The 17,444-nt window shown below is 71.5% G+C and carries 10 protein-coding genes and 2 pseudogenes; 3 read left to right on the top strand and 9 right to left on the bottom strand.

Annotated elements, in window-relative coordinates; all coding sequences use genetic code 11:
* Positions 1-87 precede the first annotated feature (87 nt).
* The 6 genes and pseudogenes from OG272_RS16400 to OG272_RS16375 all read right to left on the bottom strand — a co-directional run.
* Positions 88-1,617, bottom strand: a complete 1,530-nt coding sequence (locus tag OG272_RS16400; protein WP_405893868.1) for a condensation domain-containing protein — start codon at positions 1,615-1,617, stop codon at positions 88-90.
* Positions 1,618-1,762: 145 nt separating this feature from the next.
* Complete coding sequence (locus tag OG272_RS16395) at positions 1,763-3,121, bottom strand: glycosyltransferase (RefSeq protein WP_405893867.1); 1,359 nt, start codon at positions 3,119-3,121, stop codon at positions 1,763-1,765.
* A gap of 221 nt (positions 3,122-3,342) precedes the next feature.
* On the bottom strand, positions 3,343-4,500 hold the full coding sequence (locus OG272_RS16390; RefSeq protein ID WP_328223020.1) for an alkaline phosphatase PhoX: 1,158 nt from the start codon (positions 4,498-4,500) through the stop codon (positions 3,343-3,345).
* Between the two features lie 411 nt (positions 4,501-4,911).
* Positions 4,912-6,558, bottom strand: a complete 1,647-nt coding sequence (locus OG272_RS16385) for a HAMP domain-containing sensor histidine kinase (protein ID WP_327729791.1) — start codon at positions 6,556-6,558, stop codon at positions 4,912-4,914.
* A gap of 140 nt (positions 6,559-6,698) precedes the next feature.
* Positions 6,699-6,995: pseudogene (locus tag OG272_RS16380) on the bottom strand (winged helix-turn-helix domain-containing protein); the annotation flags it as partial.
* Between the two features lie 1,191 nt (positions 6,996-8,186).
* Positions 8,187-8,459 (bottom strand): annotated as a pseudogene (locus OG272_RS16375) (response regulator); the annotation flags it as partial.
* Between the two features lie 273 nt (positions 8,460-8,732).
* Between OG272_RS16375 and OG272_RS16370 the strand changes: the two are divergent.
* From OG272_RS16370 to OG272_RS16360, 3 genes are all read left to right on the top strand, one after another.
* Entirely contained in the window at positions 8,733-9,398 is a 666-nt protein-coding gene (locus OG272_RS16370) for a carbonic anhydrase (RefSeq protein ID WP_326582934.1), read from the top strand.
* Entirely contained in the window at positions 9,395-11,503 is a 2,109-nt protein-coding gene (locus tag OG272_RS16365; RefSeq protein ID WP_405893865.1) for a SulP family inorganic anion transporter, read from the top strand. Before OG272_RS16370 ends, OG272_RS16365 begins: the two co-directional genes overlap by 4 nt.
* 309 nt (positions 11,504-11,812) lie before the next feature.
* Entirely contained in the window at positions 11,813-12,745 is a 933-nt protein-coding gene (locus tag OG272_RS16360; RefSeq protein ID WP_327729793.1) for an oxidoreductase, read from the top strand.
* Positions 12,746-12,902: 157 nt separating this feature from the next.
* Here the strand turns inward: OG272_RS16360 and nirD are convergent, their stop codons facing one another.
* Genes nirD through OG272_RS16345 form a run of 3 tightly spaced genes read right to left on the bottom strand, consistent with a single transcriptional unit; the run spans position 12,903 to position 17,071 of the window.
* Positions 12,903-13,253: a nitrite reductase small subunit NirD gene (gene nirD / locus OG272_RS16355; RefSeq protein ID WP_326582937.1), complete on the bottom strand. Its 351-nt coding sequence runs from the start codon at positions 13,251-13,253 to the stop codon at positions 12,903-12,905.
* Complete coding sequence (nirB, locus tag OG272_RS16350; protein WP_326582938.1) at positions 13,250-15,853, bottom strand: nitrite reductase large subunit NirB; 2,604 nt, start codon at positions 15,851-15,853, stop codon at positions 13,250-13,252. Before nirB ends, nirD begins: the two co-directional genes overlap by 4 nt.
* Positions 15,854-17,071: an FAD-dependent oxidoreductase gene (locus OG272_RS16345; protein WP_326582939.1), complete on the bottom strand. Its 1,218-nt coding sequence runs from the start codon at positions 17,069-17,071 to the stop codon at positions 15,854-15,856. It abuts the gene before it with no gap.
* Between the last annotated feature and the right edge of the window lie 373 nt (positions 17,072-17,444).

The raw sequence follows: 17,444 nt of genomic DNA, 5'->3' as shown, positions 1-17,444 counted from the left end.
CGGTGACCGGTGGCCGGTGGCCGAAGCCGGGGCCCGGGAGCTGAGGGGCGGTGGTCGGGGTAACCGGCCGCCGCCCCAGGTCGCAGGTCAGGTTCTCACGGTCGTCGTTCCCCGGGACGGCCGCGGGATGGACACCGGCCCCGCGCTGCGGTGGCCCGCGATCTCCAGGAGGACTCGTACGACGTCGTCGTGGAGGGCGTCGCTGATCTCATGTGCTTGGGGGGTGTCGACGTGCAGCATGTTGACGTGCAGGCCGGTGGCGGTGCGGTGGAACCAGTGGCTGATGCCGTTGCCGCGGGCGGCCCAGACGTGCAACGTCGGGTTCCAGAGCGGGTGTCGGAGGCCGCCGGGGGTCCGTCGGAAGTCGATGTAGGAGAAGAAGTTCACCGGGAACGGCCAGTGGTGCAGGGCGAAGCTCTCCGGGTCGAGCAACTCCCACGCCCGTACGAAGGGGATGTCGGTGTGCCGCTGCAACTCGCCGTACGCCGCGCGGGCCCGCGCGATGGTGGTGGCGTGGTCCGAGCCGCCCTCACCCACCTGGAACTCGATCGGCATCGTGTTCACGAACCAGCCGATGGAGTGCTGCCACGGGTTCGGGGCTCCGTCGGCTCCGTCGGCTCCACCGGCTTCGCCGGCCGCTCGGCCGCCTCCGGAGCCCTCCGCCCCCGCGCCCTCGTCGGTCCGCTCGCTGATGGGGAGCAGGCTCCGGTAGACCCCCGGGCCCCCGAAGCGGTGCTGGGCCGTCGCGGCGGCCGCCAGCACGGCCGTGAAGACGCTGCCTCCCGATGCGCGCGCGCCTGCCGCGAGGGCGTCGGTCCGGTGGGCGTCCAGGAGGGGGAAAGCCCTGTTCACCAGGGGATACAGGTGGTCGTCCGGTACGCCCAGGTCGAAGGGGAACCTGGGGAAGAAGCCGCCGTTGCCGCGGATGAAGTCCTTCCAGTACGCCAGGCGGTCGTCGTCGGGGCGCAGGGAGGCGTAGCGGCGGCGTTGGTCGTCGCCGAAGGTCAAGTAGCTGCCCGCGGAGGGGAGTTGCGGGGCGCGGTCGGCGGTGAGAGCGGCGTACGCGGTCTGGATTTCGTCCACGACGACGGGCATGGACAGGCCGTCGCAGACGATGTGGTCGAAGCAGAGGTAGAGCGTCGCGTTCGTCTCCCGGACCACCGCGCCCATGAGGAACAGCGGCCAGGAGAGGGTGTCGATGCTCTTGAAGGTCTTGTCGAGGTGGGTGTGCAGGTCGTCCCCGGTGTGGAAGTGACCGACCTCTTCCGTCTCCAGGGCGATGGATTCGGGTGCCAGTGCCGTGCAGTTCAGGTCGCCGGCCAGGCGCTGGAACTCACTGCGGAGCACCTCGTGGCGCCGTACGAGGAGAAGGAGCGCCGATTCGAGGGCCGCGGTGTCCAGCGGGCCCGCGATGTCGAAGGTGACCGTGATCGAGCTGGCGATTCCGTCGCTCGTACTGCGGGTCGCTTCGGAGGACGAGTGGTGCTTGTCCTGATTGAACGAGGCGGATGCGACCGTGGAATTCCGCTCGTCGTGGGGGGAATGCTTCGTGCGCAAGGACCAGGAGATCACGGTCCCGGGTGCGATGGTGGCGTCGGAGAAGGGGATTTGCAGCACTCGGGGGCTTTCTGTTCGTGACTTGTGGGGGGAAGTCAGGGGGAGGTTAAAGGGAAGAGGGGGAAGTCAGGGGGAGGTTAAAGGGAAGAGGGGGAAGTCAGGGGGAAGTTGGGGGAAGCTGGGGGAGGGAGAGCGGCGGGGAAAGTCAGAGGGGAGTGAGGGGAGAGTGAGGGGGGATGTGCGTCAGTAGGGAATTCACCGCCTGGTTGACGCCGTCCTCGGCGCGGACGAGGCGGGCGATGTCGTGTGCCCGGTGTTTCAGGTGCCGGTCCGTCACCGTTGTGCTGATCGCTTCCGCGAGGTCGTGTGCGGTGAGGGTGCGGGCGGTGAGGGGAGCGGGGGCCACGCCCAGGTCTCGCATACGGGCGGCCCAGTGGGTCTGGTCGCCCATGTGGGGGCAGAGGACCTGAGGGCGGCCCGCGGCGAGGGCGGCGCCGACGGTGCCGGGGCCGCCGTGGTGGACGACCGCGGCCGTACGGGGGAAGAGCCAGTCGTGCGGGACCTGTTCGATCGTCAGGATGTTCGGCGACCGGGGGGCGGAGTCACGCGTCGCCGCGCCGATGCCGCCCCAGCCGGTCGCGACCACCGCCCGTACGCCGGTGAGGCGGATCGCCTCGGTGACCAGGGCGTGGTTCCGGCGGGCCCGGGTGCCGGTCATGCTGCCGAAGCCGATGTAGACGGGGGGTGGCCCCTCGTCCAGGAACCGGGTCAGCTCCCTGGGCGGCGTCCAGTCGGGGCGGGCGGGCAGGTACCAGAAACCCGTGGTGCGTACGGCGTCGCCCCACGCCGGGTCGATCTGGGTGACGTGCCGGCTGAACGACTGCAGGACCGGGCGCCGCCTGCCCTCGGGGTCCCGTAGCCATCGCCGTGCGCCGTACCGGCGGGGCGCCAGACCCAGTTCGGTCGTCCGCCAGCGCTCCACCTCGCGGGACCGCTGGGCCGCCGTCACCAGGGCGTAGGTGCTCCGGTTGAGGAGGCGCGGCACCGGGGGCAGCGGCATCAACTGGCAGGGGAACGCGTCGGTGGCGATCCAGCCGGGTTGCAGCGCCACGACGACGGCGGGTACGTCCAGCATGTCGGCCACATGCTGCGCGGGGAACGCCGCCGAATGCACCACCGCCGCCAGGTCGGCGTGGTCGTGGGCGATGGCCGCCACATCGCGCAACGGGGCGATCATCAGGTGTTTGAGGCGGGCGACGGTCCGCGCGGCAGCGATCTTCCCCTGCACTCCCATGAGGCCTTTGTCGATGATCCTGCGCGTCGCCGTCTCGGCGAGGATCCGGGTCGGGCCGTCGTCGATCGCGGCGAAATCGACACCGTACGCGGTCGCGTCGGACGCATAGGAGGAAGGGGCGGCCAATAACGGCTGATGGCCGTGCCGACGCAGCGCCACGGCCAATGCGAGAAAGGGTTGTACATCCCCGCGAGTGCCGCATGCCGCCAGGAGAACCTTGCGCGAACGAGCGCCGACTCCGAGGCTCTCCGGCCCCAATTCATTGGGCATGACCACGCGCTGAACCTAGCAGAAGGGAATTCGAACAAGTCTGGGATGGTAATGAGTTCGAAGGGTTCTGCGGTTTCTTTTAAGGGCCGGTATCTGGTGTGCTCATCATTTCTGTGGGGGCGCGTGAGGGAGCGTGAGAGGGAAGCCCGCGGTGCCGATGGCGAGGGGGCTCGGCCGGGGCGCTCACGCGAGGGAGGGCGCCCCGGCCGGATCCGCGGTCGTCAGGTGCGGAACGGGCCCGTCACCTCGTAGGTGATGCCGCCCGATGAACTGCCGCTGGTGCCACGCTGGCTGGAGAAGTAGAGGCGGCGGCCGTCGGGGGAGAAGGCGGGGCCGGTGATCTCGGAGGCGGACTGGCCGTCGACGCGGAGGAAGGGGGCGATGGTGTCGTTCGGGGTGATGAGGCAGATCTCCATGGTGCCGCCGTCCTCCGCCACGAAGAGGTCGCCGGAGGAGGTGCCCGTGACGTTGTCGACACCGGTGAGGGGGGCCGTGCCGCCGGTCACCAGGGAGTCGTCGTAGGCGAGTTCGATGGTCTGGGCGGCGGCGTCGTACTGCCAGACGCGGTTGTCGCCCTTCGTCGTGAACCAGCAGGTGCCGTCGGCGTAGTAGCAGCCCTCGCCGCCGTTGAAGCGTTTGGCGCCGGAGACCTGGTTGCGGGTGGCGGTGGCGCCGGTGGGGTCCGGGACCCGGGACCAGGTCACCGGGCCGCTGGTGGCGGTGCCGGCCACCAGGACCTCCAGCGTGCCCGACGACAGATCGCCCCAGGTCGTCGGCCGGAAGCGGTAGAAACAGCCGTCGGTGACGTCCTCCGTCAGGTAGACGACGCCCCGCGTGGGATCGGCGGCCGCCGCCTCGTGCTTGAAGCGGCCCATCGCGTCCCGGCGTACCGCCGCCTTCGCGCCCCACGGATCGGTCTCGTAGACGTAGCCCCGGTCCACCTCCTCGCAGGACAGCCAGGTGTTCCACGGCGTCCTGCCGCCGGCGCAGTTCTGGCGGGTGCCGGACAGGACGCGGTACGCCGACGTGACCGCGCCCGTCGACGAGAACCGCACCGCGCTCGCGCCCCCGGACGGATTGATCTCCGAGTTGGAGACATAGATCCAGCCGGTGCCGTCCGCGTAACAGGCGCCGCCGTCAGGAGCGTTGTGCCAGGTGTACGCCGTACCGGGGACCGTCTGACCGGAGCGGGCGATCACCCGGCTCGTGAAGCCGCTCGGGAGCCGGATGCCGTTGGCGTCCGGCGAGCCGAGCGCCCCGTACGGTCCGGTGCCGGGCTGGGCGGGCGCGGCGTACGCGGCGCCGCGCCACAGGGTTCCGCCGAAAACGGTCGATGTGCCGCCGAGTACGGCCGCGCGCAGGAGAGTACGACGTTCCACTGTCGCTCCAAGGGATGCCTTGACCGGCCCGCCTGCCGGTCGGCGGCGGGGTCGCGCGCTGATGGAACTTAGGGGAGCGTGATTGACAGAGCATGGACAATCCGTGACTCTACGGCGGCGTTCACGGATGACACATGGGTGGCGCACAGGATTGGCGGCCTGAAGGCCTGAAGGCCCGGAGGCCCGGAGGCCCGGAGGCCCGGAGGCCTGAAGGCCTGAAGGCCCGGGGGCCCGGGGGGCCCGGGGGGCCCGGAGGCCCGAAGCCCGAAGGCCTGAAAGCCCGACAGGGGCGCGGGGAATGCGTGATCGGCCACGTACCCCCCCGTAGTCGCCGAACGGCGCAGCCCCCGAGCCTTCGGACGGTCCTCCGGGCCTTCGGACGGTCCTCCGGGCTGTTGTACGGTCCTCCGCTCAAGCTGGCAGTGGTGGAGCCTCGCGGCGGCGTTGTCCCGGCCGTCCCCCGAACCCGTGACCCTGTCCGTGCGGATGGCCCGGCGGCTCCGCCGACGGAAGGCGGACGACGGCGTCCAACCCGCCCGTGGCCGCCTCGCGGAGCGCCACCTCGCCACCGCTGGCGTGGGCGAGGCGTTGGACGAGGGAGAGGCCGAGACCGGTGCCGCCCTTGGGTGCGCCGGGGGCGCGCCAGAACCGGTCGAACGCGCGGGCGCGCTGTTCGGGCGTCATGCCGGGGCCCTCGTCGGTGACGTGGAGGTCGACCCAGCTGGGCCGGGAGTCGCGCAGCGCCCGGCGGGCGGGGACGAGTAGCCGTAGCTCCATGGTGACCGTGCTGCGGGTGGGAGAGGCGCGCAGGGCGTTGGAGAGGAGGTTGTCCAGGATCTGCTCCACGGCTCCGGGGACGGCCACCACCGGGCCGACCACACCGGCGAAGAGAACCAGCGAGACCCCCTCGCGTTCGAACAACGGCCCCCACGTACGGTGCCGTTCCGCGCAGATCGCGCCCAGGTCGACCTGGGCCGGGATGGCAGCGGCCTCCTCCAGGCGGGCCATCGCCAACAGGCCCTCGACCATCCGGGCCAGCCGGTCCGTCTCGGTGACGGCCGCGTCGAGGGTCGGCCTGGCTCGCCGGGCGATGTCCGGCTCCAGGTTCTCCAGCCGGAGCCGCAGCGCCGCCAACGGGGTCTTCAGCTGATGCGAGGCCTCTCCGGCGAAGGCCCGCTGGGAGGCCAGCAGATGTTCGAGGCGGGCGGCGGTCGTGTTGAAGGCCGCCGCGAGACTCCGTACCTCCGGCGGCCCGGAGGTGACCACCACGCTGGTGGCCGCGCCGCCCTCGGCCAGCCGGTGCGTGGCCTCCTCCAACTGCCGGATGGGCCGCCCCGTCCAGCGCGCGAACGCGAACGCCACCGCGGCCACCCCGGTGAGCACCGTGAGCCCGACCAGCGCCAGCAGCAGCCAGACCGCGAACACCCGGGCGTGCACCATGGTCGTGGGGAGCGTGACGCGTACGGCACCTTGCGCCGACACGCCCGAGTCCGAGTCCGAGTCCGACTCCGACTCCGCGCCGGCTCTCCCCACGACCGTGGCGATGCCTGTGCCTGTGCCTGTGCCCGTGGTCGTGGTCGAGATCGAGATCGAGCCGGTGCTCGTGCCCTTGCCCGGTTCCGACCCGGTGCCCGCCGTCGCGTGGCCGACCGGAGCCGCCACGGACAGGTAGTGCACGCCGCCGGTCGTCGTCGTACGTACGTCCGTGGTCGCGCGGCCCCGGAGTGCGGCGGAGATCTCGGGTTGGGACGAGAGGGCCTGTTCCTCGTCGTCGGACAGGGAGTGCGAGGAGGCCAGCAGCTTCCCGTCCGCGTCGACGATGACGACCTTTCCGCCGATGCGCTCGGCGCAGTGCTCGGCCCGTTCGACGAGTTCGTCCGGGCGGCGGGCGGCGAGGGACAACGCGGCGTACGCGGCCACCGACTCGGCTTCGTCGTTGGCCGAGTTGACGATCCGCTCGCGTTCGGCCCGCGAGTAGACGAAGCCCAGCGGGATCTCCAGGCCGAGCAGGACCAGGGCGGCGAGGCTGAGGTAACTCAGCAGCAGGCGCCGGGTCATGACGCCCTGGCCTCGGGCGTGCGATGCCTCCCGCCTCCCGGCCCACGCCCACGGCCATGCCCCTGTCCTTGCCCTTGCCCTTGCCCTTGCGCCGGATCCTGCCCGGGAGTCCGGGGCAGACTCCGGCCCGCTCCCTGCGCCGGCCCAGGGCTGCGTACGGCGAGCCGGAAGCCGACGCCACGCAGGGTCTGGATCCACGCCGGGTCGCCCAACTTGCGCCGCAGGGTGGCGACATGGACGTCCAGCGTCTTGGTCGGGCCCTGGTAGTGGTCGTCCCAGACGCGGTTGAGGATCTGCTGCCGGGAGTAGACCGCGCCGGGGTCCTCGGTGAGCAGCGCCAGCAGTTCGAACTCCTTCGGCGTCAGCGCGACCGGCACCTCGCCCACCCACACCTGCCGGGTCCGCCGGTCCACCACCAGAGGGCCGGGCGGCGGGGGAGCCGAACCGTCGTCGGCCGCCGCCGGGCCGGAGGAGTCCCGCGGTCCCGGCGGGGCCTGCTCGTACATGGGCGGCTCGTAGACGGGGGGTTCGTAGACCGGGCTGCCGTGCGCCGGAGTGCCGTACGCCGGGCTCCCGAAGGTGGAAGCGCCGTACGCCGGGCTGCCGAAGGCGGCGGTGCCGTGCGCCGGGGTTCCGTACGTGGGTACGCCGTGTGCCGGGGTTCCGTACGAAGGGGAGCCGTGCGGGGGAGTGCCCTGCGCGGCGGTGCCGCCGAACATCGGGTCCTCGAAGGCCGGGTCGCCCTGGACGGCCGGGGTGCCGTGCGCGGGGGTGCCCTCGAACGGCGTTCCCCGCATGGGGATTCCGCGCGCGGGCGTTCCCAGCGGCGATGCGCCATGGGGCGATGCGTCATGGGGCGATGCGTCATGGGGAGATGCGCCATGGGGAGATGCTTCGTCGGCGGATGCCGCGCGCGCCGGAGCCCCCTGTGTCTGAGTCCCCTGCGCCTGAGTCCCCTGCGCCTGAGTCCCTTGCGCCGGGGTCCCCTGAGCAGGCGTCTCGTACGCGGCCGACCAGTCGTATTCGGCCCCGCCGGCCCCGGCGTCGACACCGGTCCGACGGCCAGAATCACCGGCACCAGGACCGGCACCGGCACCGGCACCGAGCCCGGACCCAAGGCTCGCGTGCCCGACGTCGCCCGCCCGACCCACGCCCTCGTCCCCGAAGCGTCCCGAACCCTCGCCGTCGAAGTCGCTCCTGGCCCCGAACTCGCTCCCGGTCCCGAACTCGCTCCCGGTCCCGAAGTCGTTCCCGGCCATGAAGTCGCTGCCAGCCCCGAAGCGCCCCCCGGCCAGGCCTCCGACACCGGCGCCGCCCCTCGCGGCCGAGCCCCGCTGGGCGGCGAACTCCTGGGCGGAGGGCACTCGTCGGGCGTACGCCTCACTCCCGGCCCCGGACCCGGACCCGACTCCAGCCTCGAGACCAGCCGCAGCCCCGGCCCCGGCCCCGGCCCCGGTTCCGACCCTCGCCTCGGTGTCGGCCCCGGCCCCTCTCCCCACCCCCGCCTCGGCCACCACGACCCCGGCCACCACCCCGCCGCCCGGTCGCTGATGGCGTCGTGACACGGCCCGTATCCGGGCGACCAGCTCTCGGATGCTGAATGGTTTCGCCAGGTAGTCGTCGGCGCCGAGCTCCAGGCCCAGCACGCGGTCGGCCTCCTCGCCGCGCGCGCTGAGGATGATGATGGGGACGTCGGAGGTCCGACGGATCCCGCGGCAGACGTCGATGCCGTCCATGTCGGGCAGGCCGAGATCCAGCAGGACGACATCGCCGTGCGGACCTCTCAACCCGTCCGCGCCGGTGGCCACGTGGTGGACCGTCAGGCCGAAGTGCCGCAGCCCGTCGGCGAGCGGTTCGGCGATCGTCTCGTCGTCCTCGATGAGCAGCACTCGTACGCCCATGGCCGCCTGTCTCTCCAGAAAGTCGGGACAACACGGGACCCGTGCTGTAGGGCGACACGCTACAAGAGAACGAACGTAGCGTGCAGGGAATCCGGAGCATTGTGAAATGACCCTCAGAAACCGCTTGTATTCGGTCTCCCGACCTGCGGCGAAGGGGTATCTGGCCGAAATCTGAGGAAAACCTGGCGCCGCTTTAGTGTTCGCTTAACCTTCCTCTGGCCATCGCCCCCCTACGGTCGTAAGAGCAGGTCGGAACCAGTGCAGGGAGGCAGGATGAAGGCGTTGCTGGATCGCGCCCGATCGTTCAAGCGGCGGGTGGACTTCGAGAGCGATGAATACCGGAAACTCGCCGTCGGGCAATTTCCCGAGGCGCTGTTCATTACCTGCTCGGACTCGCGGGTGATTCCCGCCCTGATCACCGGGGCACGGCCCGGAGAGATATTCGAGCTGCGAAATGCGGGCAACATCGTGCCGCCGCACGACGCGTACGGGGCCGCCTCCGGGGAGGCCGCCACCATCGAGTACGCGCTGGAGGTGCTCGGCGTTCAGGACATCGTGGTGTGTGGTCATTCCCACTGCGGCGCGATGGGGGCGCTGAAGTACGGCGTCGACCTGTCCGGCCTGCCCAGGGTGGACGCCTGGCTCGACCACGCCCGGCCCGCGCTCGAACCGGTCCTGGGCGACACCGGCGCCGCCCGTGAGCGCGACACCGGCGACGACGGCGCCGGTAGGGACAGCGCGTCGTCCGAGGATCCGGCCCTGCGCGAGGTCGTCCAGCTCAACATCCGCAACCAGCTCGCCGTCCTGCGCGGCTACCCCGTGGCCCGGCAGCAACTCGATGCCGGACGGCTCCGGTTGCACGGCTGGTACTACGAGATCGACACCGGTCAGGTCCACGAACTGGACGCGGACGGCGCCTTCCAGGTGCACGACTCATGAGCGGCGCACACGGACGACGGCATGCGGCGGGCGCCCGCAGGGCCGCCGGGAACGGTCGGACGGGGATGCCCGGGGGCGTCCCTGACGCACCCGGATACGTTCCCGGCGCACCTGGTTACGTCCCCGACGAGCCCGGCTACGTCCCCAGCGCACCTGGATACGCCCCCGGCACAGCCGAGTTCGCCCCCGACGCACCCCTCTACGCCCCCAACCCGCCCGATTTCGGCGGCGATTGGCCGGACCTGAACGCGACCGATGGGCCAGGCGCAGGGCCGGGCACAGGGCCGGGCACAGGGCCGGGGCCGGGGCCAGGTACGGGTCACGCCGCTCCCGGTTCCAAGGGCCCCCGTGGCGGAGCCCCCCGCGGTCGTATCGACTTCGGTACCGAGATCACGGCGTCCCTTGTCGTGTTCCTGGTCGCGCTGCCCCTCTGTATCGGCGTGGCCGTGGCCTCCGGTGTGCCGGCCGAGCTGGGCATCATCTCCGGGGTGATCGGCGGCCTGGTGGTCGGCGCGGTGCGCGGCAGCACCCTCCAGGTCAGTGGCCCGGCGGCCGGTCTCGCGGCGCTCGTCGCGGAGACGGTCATGGAGTTCGGCGTCGCGATGCTCGGTGCGATCGTCCTCTTCTCCGGCATCCTCCAGATCGTGCTGGGCCTGGTGAAACTGGGCCGGATGTTCCAGGCGATCTCCCTCGCCGTCGTCCAGGGCATGCTCGCGGGCATCGGCCTGCCACTGATGTTCAGCCAGCTGTACCCGATGTCCGACTCCAAGGCGCCGGGCACCCCCCTGGAGAACATGGCGGGCGTCCCCGGACTGATCGCCGACACCGTGACGAACCCCCAGGCGCTGATCGCGGCCGGGCTCGGGATCGTCACGATCGCGCTCAGCTTCATGTGGAAGAAGGTGCCGGGGCCGGTCAGGAAGGTCCCGGCCGCGCTCGTGGCCGTCGGGATCGGGATCGCGGTCGCCTCGCTACCGGGCGTCGAGGTGAATACGCTCCAGGTCGGCAATCTGCTGGCGTCCGTGGACGTGCCCGGGGCGGAACAGCTGTCCGGGCTGGCCGACGCCGGGATCATCACGGCGATCCTCACGTTCACCGTGATCGCCTCGGCGGAGAGCCTGTTCACCGCCGCCGCCGTGGACCGGATGCACAACGGCCCGCGCACCCGCTACAACACCGAGCTCATCGCCCAGGGCGCGGGCAACACGATCGCCGGCGTCCTCGGCGCGCTGCCCATCACGGCGGTCGTGGCGCGCAGCTCGGCGAACGTCCAGGCCGGCGCCAAGACCCGCCTCTCCCGTACGCTGCACGGCCTCTGGCTGCTCGCCTTCGCGCTGCTGCTGCCGCAGGTGCTGGCGCTGATCCCGATCTCGGTGCTCGCGGGTGTCCTCGTGCACAGTGGATGGAAGCTGTTCGCGCCGGACGAGTTCCCCAAGATGTGGCGGCAGGACCGGGGCGAGTTCGCGGTCATGACGCTGACGACGCTGGTCATCACGGCGACCGCGCTGCTCGAAGGAGTGCTGTTCGGGCTCGCCGCGGGTGTGGTGCTGGCCGCGCTGCGTATGTCGCAGACCGTCGTCCGGCAGCACATCGAGGACGACACGGCGAAGGTCGTGATGGCGGGCAACGCGACGTTCCTGCGGCTGCCGAAGCTGATCGACGCGCTGGAGAGCGCGGCCGCCTCCGGCAAGCCGCGCATCCGGCTCGATCTGCTCGGGGTGACCCACCTCGACCATGCCTGCCGCAGCCAGGTCGAGGAGTTCGTGGCGCAGCAGCGGGGGGCCGGGCTGCGGGTGGAGCTGCTGATGCCGGACCTGACGGACACGGGCACGACGGTGCCTGCGGCGGCTGAGCCGGTGCGGGACGTGGCACCGGACGTGGAGCTGGATGTGGCGCTTGGTCGGTCCAATGTGGAGCGGGATTCGACGGAGGTGTGGGACTACGCGACGGTCGGTTCGGCGGCGGTGGGGGGTATGGGCCAGATGCCTTCCGGGAGTGGGCCCGGGCCCACGGCGGAGTGGTTCTACCTCGACACGCGTCCTATGCCGGGTGCCCCGGAGTCTCCGCCGCCGTTGTTGCGCCGGGGGCGCGACTGGGCGGAGTAGCCGGGTGGGTGCGTTGTCGGGTGCGGGTCCGGTGGGGGCTGGTCGCGCAGTTCCCCGCGCCCCCAGAAAGACCAGGCCCCTGCGGGCCTGAAAAGACCACGGCCCCGCGGCCCTGGAAGGCGGCCGAAACGCACGGGGCGTAGCCCCTGCTTTCAGGGGCGCGGGGAACTGCGCGACCAGCCCCCACCGGGCCCGCGGCCGTCACACCTCCCGCGGCCGTCACACCTCCGCGGCCGTCACGCCTCCCGCGGCACCCCCGGCGGGTCTACGCTGAGAACGGCTGAGGAACGCTTCGGGAAGGCGGCGCTCATGGCAGGCTGGAACGCGGGCGACATCCCCGATCAACGAGGCCGCGCCGCTGTCGTGACCGGTGCCAACAGCGGTATCGGATACGCCGCCGCCCGGGAACTGGCCCGCCGCGGCGCCCACGTCGTCCTCGCCTGTCGCAGCCCGGAGCGGGGCGCCGCCGCACTGGAGCGGATGAGTTCCGAAGTCCCGGACGGGAGCGTTGAGTTGATACGGCTCGACCTCGGGGACCTGGGCTCCGTACGGGACTTCGCCAAGGCGTACGCGCGCGCGAGCGACCGGCTGGATCTGCTCGTCAACAACGCGGGTGTGATGGCCGTGGCGCAGGGTCGCACCGCCGACGGCTTCGAGACACAGTTCGGGACCAACCACCTCGGCCACTTCGCCCTCACCGGCCTGCTGCTGCCGACGCTCCTCGCCACCCCCGGCGCGCGCGTCGTGACCGTCTCCAGCGGGATGCACATGCGGGCGAACATCGACATCGACGACCTCAACAGCGAGCGCAAGTACGGGCGTTGGCTCGCCTACGGCCGCTCCAAGACCGCCAACCTGCTCTTCACCCACGAGCTGGCCCGGCGCCTGGCCGCCCACGGCTCGGAGGTCGTCGCGGCGGCCGCGCACCCCGGCTACGCGGCGACCAACCTCCAGACGGCCGGTCCCACCGCCGAGGGCCGCAAGGGCGTCGAGCGCTTCATGCGCATCGGCAACCGCTTCTTCGCCCAGTCCGCCGAGGCCGGCGCCCTGCCCACGCTGTACGCCGCGACGGCGCCCGACGTACGCCCCGACTCCTTCACCGGCCCGTCCTTCGCCATGTGGCGCGGCACACCGGGACCGTCGAAACGAGCGCCCTGGACCCTCGACGACCGGGCGGGCGAACGCCTATGGGCGGCCTCGGAGGAGCTCACCGGGGTCACGTACGACGAGCTGAAGGCCTGACACACACCAGCACGCCACACGCCAGCAGGCCACACACCAGCAGGCCACACGCCAGCAGGCCACACGCCAGCAGGCCACACACCAGCACGCGCGTGGGGCGCGAACCGTAGCGTCGTACGGTTCGCGCCCCACGCGCGAGTGACAGGCCGGGCCCGGGCTACGCGGCCCGCACCTCGTACGTCGTGATGCGTACCGTCTCGTCGTCCAGGCACTGCCCGCTCTCCAGGTCGAAGCGCTGCTTCAGGAGGGGAGAGGCGACGAAGGGACGGCCCTGGTGGCTGCCGGTGAGGCCGCGCGAGAGGACGGCGGCGCCGCCGAAGGGGTCGCGGTTGTCGATGGCGTACAGCTTGCCCGCGCGGTCGAGGAAGAGCGCGGCCTGGTTGCCGTCGGGGAGCAGGGCGGCCACGCCGCGGCCCGGGATCAGCAGGGTCAGGTCGCAGACCGTGAACCAGCCGTCCGCCAGCCGCAGCTGGACCTTCACATCGGTTTTCTCGGGAGCGAGGGTCATCGCTGGGCGCTTCCTTCCAGGACATCGGCGGGCCGCAGACCGATGGACAGCAGCGGCAGGTCGGGCTTGATCTGGTCGCGCTCGGGGACGAAGCCGACGACCGGGTCCGGGGTGTCCGGGGCGTTGACGAAGGACACGAACCGGGCGAGCTTCTCGGGGTCGTTGATCGTCGAGGCCCACTCGTCGGCGTAGTTCGAGACGTGCGCCGTCATCAGGGACTCCAGCTCCTCGCAGATGCCGAGGGAGTCCTCCACGACCACGTCCCGGACGTGCTCCAGGCCGCCGGGGATCCGCTCCAGCCACGTCGAGGTGCGCTCCAGGCGGTCCGCGGTGCGGATGTAGAACATCAGGAACCGGTCGATCAGCTTGATCAGTTCGGTGTCGGACAGGTCCTGGGCCAGGAGGTCGGCGTGACGCGGGGTGGCGCCGCCGTTTCCGCCGACGTAGAGGTTCCAGCCGTTGGCGGTGGCGATGATGCCGAAGTCCTTCGACTGGGCCTCGGCGCACTCGCGAGCGCAGCCGGAGACCGCCGACTTGAGCTTGTGGGGCGAGCGCAGGCCCCGGTAGCGCAGCTCCAGGTCGATCGCCATGCGGACCGAGTCCTGGACGCCGTAGCGGCACCAGGTCTGGCCGACGCAGGACTTCACGGTGCGCAGCGACTTGCCGTAGGCGTGGCCGGACTCGAAGCCGGCGTCCACCAAGCGGGCCCAGATGATGGGGAGTTGCTCGACCCGCGCACCGAACATGTCGATCCGCTGGCCACCCGTGATCTTCGTGTAGAGACCGAAGTCGCGGGCGATCTCGCCGATCACGATCAGGCCCTCGGGGGTGATCTCACCGCCGGGGATACGCGGGACGACCGAGTACGAGCCGTTCTTCTGGAGGTTGGCCAGGAAGTGGTCGTTGCTGTCCTGCAGGGCCGCCTGCTCGCCCTCCAGGACGTAGCCGCTCGCGCCGATCGTCGGGGCGAGGGAGGCGATGATCGAGCCGACCGTCGGCTTGCAGATCTCGCAGCCGTCGCCGCCCTTGGCCTCGTCGCGGCCGTACCGGTCCAGCAGCTGCTGGTAGGTGTTGATCCGCAGGGCGAGGACGATCTCGTACAGCTCCTCGCGGGTCTGCGAGAAGCAGCCGCACAGGCCCTTGTCGACGACCACGCCGCCGGCTTCGAGCTCGGCGGTGACCAGCTGGCCGAGGACCTTGACGCAACTGCCGCACGTCGTACCGGCCTTGGTGCACTTCTTCACCTCGGGCACGGTGGTGCAGTTGTGCTCGGTGACCGCGCCGCGGATCGTGCCCTTGCGGACGTTGTTGCAGGAGCAGATGATCGCGTCGTCGGGCAGCGAGGTCGGGCCGAGCTGGACGGCCTCCCCGGCGCCGGCGGGCAGCACCAGCGACTCCGGCGAGACCGGCGGGACGGAGCCGGTGAACGCCTTCAGCGTGCCGTACGCCTCGGCGTCGCCGACCAGGATGCCGCCGAGCAGCTCGCCGTCGCGGCCGATGACCAGCTTCTTGTAGATGCCCGAGCGGGAGTCGGAGTACACGACGTCGAGGCAGTCGGCGGTCGCGCCGTGCGCGTCACCGAAGGAGGCGACGTCGACGCCGAGGAGCTTGAGCTTGGTGGACAGGTCGGCGCCGGTGAAGGACGCCTCGTCCGCCGCGATCGTCGCGGCGGCCGTCTCGGCCTGCTCGTAACCGGGGGCCACCAGGCCGTACACCCGGCCGTCGGAGGCCAGCGCGCACTCACCGATCGCGAACACGTGCGGGTCGTTGACGGTCCGGCACTGCTCGTCGACGCTGATGCCGCCGCGCTCGCCGACCGTCAGACCGCAGTCGCGGGCGAGCTGGTCGCGGGGGCGGACGCCGGCGGAGAACACCACCAGGTCGGTGGAGAGTTCGGAGCCGTCGGAGAGCTTCATGCCGGTGACCGCGCCGTCCTCGCCGACGACGATCTCCTGCGTGCCCACACCGGTGTGGACCGACAGGCCCATGTCCTGGATCGTGCGCAGGAGCGCGGCGCCACCGCCGTCGTCCACCTGCACCGGCATCAGCCGGGGCGCGAACTCCACGATGTGCGAGGTGAGTCCGAGACCCTTCAGCGCACCGGCCGCCTCAAGACCGAGCAGACCGCCGCCGACCACGGCACCGACCTCGGCCGTCTTCGCGTACTCCTCGATCGCGAGCAGGTCCTCGATCGTGCGGTAGACGAAACAGCCCGTGGCGTCCTTGTTCGGGACCGGCGGCACGAAGGGGAACGAGCCGGTGGCGAGGACGAGGATGTCGTACTCGAAGACCTGGCCGGAGCGCGCGGTGACCTTCTTGGCCTCGCGGTCGACGGTCTCCGCCGGGTCACCGACGAACAGCTCGATGCCGTGCGTCTCGATGAACTCCATGTCGGTCATCGACAGGTCCTCGGGCGTCTTGCCCGCGAAGTACGAGGTGAGCGCCACTCGGTCGTACGCCGGGCGCGGCTCCTCGCACAGCACGACCACGCGGTGCGTGGCGGTCAGGCCGCGCTCGGCGAGCGCCTCGAGGAAGCGCTGGCCGACCATGCCGTGGCCGACGAGCACGATCGTGGGGGTGGCCCCCAGGGTGGCGGACATTCAGGAGCCTCCATCGTTGGTGAGCAGGTGGAGCAGAGGAGCGCCGTTCGCGGGGAGCGGCTCTGCTCCCTCCCAGGCGCGGGCGAGCGCGCCCACGGTGCCGAGTTCGCCGACGAGCACCCCGCCGACCAGGCGGTCGTCGCGGACGACGACCTTGCGGTAGGTGCCGCGGGTGGCGTCGGCGAGCTGGATGACGTCGTCTCCGGGCAGGGGCTCGGGCTCGCCGAACGCGGCGAGGTCGAGGAAGTCCGCTCCGGCGAGCGTCAGGCGGGTCAGGGCGCGGGTCCCGGTGTAACGGGATTCGGCGTTCCCCGCCAGCAACTCGGCGAGCACATCGGCCTGTTCGAGCGCCGGGGTGGCGAGTCCGTACACCGTGCCGTCGAACTGGGCGCAGTCGCCGATCGCGTGGATGTGCGGGTCGGAGCTGCGCAGTTCCTCGTCGACGATGACGCCCTTGTGCACCGCGAGCCCCGCCTCCTGGGCGAGACCCACCCGGGGGTGGACCCCGCAGGCGATGACGACCAGGTCGGCGTCGAGCGCGTATCCGTCGGCCATCGACACCGACCGCACGGTCCCGCCGATGCTGCGCACGGCACGTACGCGCGTCTCGGTGTGCACCTCGACGCCGAGGTCGGTGAGGTGCCTGCGGACCAACTTCGAGGCGGACGGGTCGAGCTGACGCTCCATCAGCCGCTCGCCCTGCTGGGCGAGGACCACTTGGGCACCGCGCAGGGCGAGTGCCCGGGCGGCGGAGACCCCGAGGAGCCCGCCGCCGATGACGACGGCCCGCGCGCCCGGCCGTACGGCCTTGGACAGGCCCATGCAGTCGTCCATGGTCCGGAAGGCGTGCACCCCGTCGGGGAACTCGTGCCGCTCCGGGTCCCAGAGGCCGCGCAGCGGCGGCAGCACCGGGTTCGAGCCGGTCGCCAGGACCAGCTTGTCGTACGCGATCTCCGCACCGTCCGCGAGATGTACGGCTCGCATCTCGCGGTCGATACGGACCACCCGGCCGCGTGTCAGCTCGGCGGGGGCGGGCAACGCGATGACCTCGGGGGCGTATCGCCCGGCCAGGACTTCGGCGAGCAGCACCCGGTTGTACGGTGTGTGCTCCTCCTCGCCCACCAGGGTGGCGGGCATGCCGAGCTCTCCGAGCCGCCGGGCGAGACGTACACCCGCTAGGCCGGAGCCGATCACCACCACACGCTCATTCGAGGTCATGTCCTTGAGCGTGCGGTGCCGGTGTTACCCGACCGCATCGCGTCTGTTTCCCACGAGGAACGCTGCCCTCCCTGCGGCCCCGAGCGGAGTGTGAGGGGTTTCCGGGAATCCGGGGTGGGGTGTGAGGACAGCCGGAATCCCCGCGCTGACCTGGCGATACGGCGGTCATACGGGCGTATACGGGAGGGTGGGGGCAGGGCGCGGGGCGGGGAGGGCGCGCCGGGGGGTGGTGCCGTAGGTCACGTCGCGGGGCCGCCGATCGCGTCGCGGGGCGCGCCAGGGCCGGGGTGGCGACGAAACATGACGGCCGGCGGACCGTCACTCGAGAGCGGGCATCGTCGGCACCCGGGCCGTCCTCAGGAAGGGCGGCGGG

Source organism: Streptomyces sp. NBC_00104 (assembly GCF_045160825.1).
Classification (GTDB): Bacteria; Actinomycetota; Actinomycetes; order Streptomycetales; family Streptomycetaceae; genus Streptomyces.
This window is presented reverse-complemented; position numbering and strand designations above follow the sequence as displayed.